The organism is Micromonospora sp. NPDC048040 (assembly GCF_055587185.1).
This window is the reverse complement of sequence record NZ_JBVJGT010000129.1, coordinates 1-3,204: the sequence shown is the minus strand read 5'-3', so window position 1 is coordinate 3,204 and position 3,204 is coordinate 1. Positions and strand designations below refer to the sequence as shown.

Below are 3,204 nucleotides of genomic sequence, written 5' to 3'. Positions count from 1 at the left end.
CACGGCGCGCGGGTCGTACTCACCGTCGGCGCGGTCGCCCCACGCGTCCCGGCCGAGGACGGCGTACGGGTGGTCGCCCTGGACGACGACTGGCCGACCGTGCAGGCACACCAGCCCGTCGACCTGCCGACCGTCGAGGCGTCCGCGCCCGCGTTCGTGATCTACACGTCCGGTTCCACGGGCACCCCGAAGGGCGTCGTGCTGACCCACGACAAACTGACCAACTTCCTCGCCTGGATGGCCGACGAATGCGCCATCGGCCCCGACAGCCGTATGCTGCACTCGGCGGCACCGGTCTTCGACGCCGCGTTCGGGGAGGTCTTCGCCACGCTCACGGGTGGCGGTCGCGTGGTGGTCTGCTCCCGCGACGACCTGCTCGACGCCCGCCGGCTCACCGAGCTCATCAACCGGCACGACGTCACGCACACGTTCGGGCCGGCCACCAACATCGCCCCGCTCGACCCGGCGGCCTGTCCCGGCCTGCGCTGCATCATCTTCGGCGGCGAGGCCGTCCCGCCGCAGCTGGCCCAGCGGTGGTTGACTGCGGGCACGCGGGTGCTGAACGCGTACGGGCCGGCGGAGATCGCCGTGGCGTGTACGTGGTTCGACGCGTCGGCCGGCTGGGGCGGCGCGTACGTGCCGATCGGGTGGCCGATGCCGAACCGGCAGGTCCGTGTGGTCGACGCGAACCTGAACCTCGTGCCCATGGGCGTCCCCGGCGAAATCCTCATCACCGGCTTCGGCGTCGCCGACGGCTACCTCAACCGTCCCGAGCTGACCGCACAGCGATTCGTCACCGACCCCTACGGCGGCGGCCCCGCCTACCGCACCGGCGACCTCGGCCGATGGAACACCACCGGCGCCCTCGAAATCCTCGGCCGCATGGACCACCAGGTCAAAGTCAACGGCATCCGCATCGAACTCGGCGAAATCGAAACCACCCTCGCCCAACACCCCGACGTCGGCGCCGCCGTCGTCGTTCGCCGGGAAGACCAGGGTGTCGCCCGCCTCGTCGGCTACGTCACCGGCCGCGACGGCCGCACCCCCACAGTAGGCGCGCTGCGCGAACACGCGGCCGCCGTGCTGCCCTCCTACATGGTCCCGGCCGTGATCATGGTCCTCGACCGCTTCCCCGTCGGGGGCACCGGCAAGATCGACCGGCGGGCACTGCCCGAACCCGGCTCGCAGCGCCCCGACCTGGACGTGGAGTTCGTCGAGCCGGCGACGAACGAGGAACGGCTCGTCGCCGGGGTGTTCGCCACCGTCCTCGGCATCGACCGGGTCGGCACGCGCGACAGCTTCTTCGACCTGGGTGGCACGTCGTTGCAGTCGGCCGCTGTGGCCACACGCATCGACGAGGTCGCGGACGTGGTCGTACCCGTGTCGCAGATCCACCGCACCCCCACCCCGCACGGGCTGGCCCACTGGCTGACCACCGCCCCCCGCCGTACGGGCATCGGCCTGGCCGACGGTCAGACCCGTCAGCGCCCCGGCCCGGTTCCGCTCGCGCAGCAGGTCGCGAAGTGCCTGATGTCGCCCCTGGAGGTCGTCGTCCCGGTCACCTGGTGGATCGAGGGTGAGCTGGACCTGCGGGCGCTGATGGCCGCGCTGGGCGACGTGCACCGCCGGCACGAGGCGCTACACGCCCGCTACCGACGCGTCGACCCGCCGGTGGCGCTCGTTCCGCCGAACCCGGGAATGCCGCAGCTGCGGCTGCTCACCGACGCCACGAGCGAACAGGAGGCGCTGGACCACCTGGCCGAGGCGGTGCAGCAGCCCCTCGACTACACCCAGGGCCGCAACTGGCGGGCCGCCCTGATCCGCGAACGGTCCACGAACCGGATCCTGTTCGGCGTTGGCATCCATCACATCGCCTTCGACGGCTGGTCGTACGCGTTGCTGGTGCGGGACCTCGGCCAGGCGTACGCGGCACGGTTGGCGGGTGCGGCTCCGGTCTGGGAACGGCCGGCACCGACGCTGCGCCAGTCGTACGACGAGTACACCCGGCTGCGCGAGGCCGCCGACCTGGAGACCCAGCGGGCGTACTGGCGCGATCAGTTGCGGGGCCTGCCCCGGCAGGGCCACGGCCAGCCCACGGCGTCGCTGGAACAGGCTCTCGCATGGGGCCCGAAGGCCGGACACATCGTCACGGTCGCTCCCGAGGTCATGCGCCGTTGGGACCGCGCGGCACGGGAACAGCGGTTCAGCCGCTCCAGCTACTTCGTCGCCGCATTCGCCTCCGCGCTGCGCGCCGTGCACCAGCAGGACGACATCGGCCTGCTGATGGTCGTGGCGAAGCGGGGCAGCCGCGTCCTCGACTCCGCCTTCACCACCCGACTGAACCTCAACTGCGTCCGGGTCCGGTTCGACGAGCCGGAGGACGACAAGCTGGTCCTGCGGGTCAACGAGACGATCACCGACCTCATGCAGGCCCAGGACGTCCCCTTCGCGGAGACCGCCGACGACCCGGCCGCCGGGCTCTCCGGCGAGGTGGTCGCCAGCCTGCCGACCTTCGTGTTCCAGGACAACGTGGTGCTTCCGCTGGAACTGCCCGGCTGCCGGGCCGAGGAGGTCGTCGACCCGTACGCCCGGGAGGTGCCCAACGGCCTCACCGTCGAGGTGCTCCCCCGCGCCGACCATGCCCTCCTGCGCGTCACCATCCGCACCGACTACCTGCCGTACAGCTTCGCCGAGGAACTGAACGGCCACATGCTGCGCTTCCTCGAAGCCGGACCCGCGGTGGCCCCCGCCGCCGACTGAATTCACCCGTCCACACCGGACTGTTCGTCATGCCGTGGACGCGGACACCCGTGTCCACGGAGTTGTTCTCTCGCCCGGCGTACCCGTGCAGGCGGCGCCGGTCCTGATCGGAGGTTGGCTCATGTCTGTCGGGTTCGTTGGTGGTCAGGCCCAGGCCGCGGGTGGCGCCGGGACCGGCACCGACTTCGAGGGCCTCGACCTGGTGGGCGACCTGCGTCGACCGACGACGTGGCCGGCCCGGGCCGCGTCGGAGTTCCGGGCGGTGGACCTGCCCGACCTGGCGGGTGGGGAGTCTGCCGGCACCGTGGTGCTGGCCGGTGTCGTGGGAGTGCTGGCCCGGTACACCGGTCAGGGTGAGGTGGTGGTGGGGCTGTCGTCGGGTGGTGTGTTGCGGGTGGATGTGGCGGGTGATCCGGGGTTCGGGGTGTTGGTGTCGCGGGTGGG

Annotated in this window: 2 protein-coding genes; both read left to right on the top strand. The window is 71.7% G+C overall.

The window, feature by feature from the left end:
* Window positions 1-2,760, top strand: a 2,760-nt coding sequence (locus ACZ6O2_RS36395) for an amino acid adenylation domain-containing protein (protein WP_466026201.1), incomplete at its 5' end; no start/stop codon positions are given.
* Window positions 2,761-2,881: 121 nt separating this feature from the next.
* A partial coding sequence (locus ACZ6O2_RS36390) for a hypothetical protein (RefSeq protein ID WP_466026200.1) occupies window positions 2,882-3,204 on the top strand: 323 nt, incomplete at its 3' end.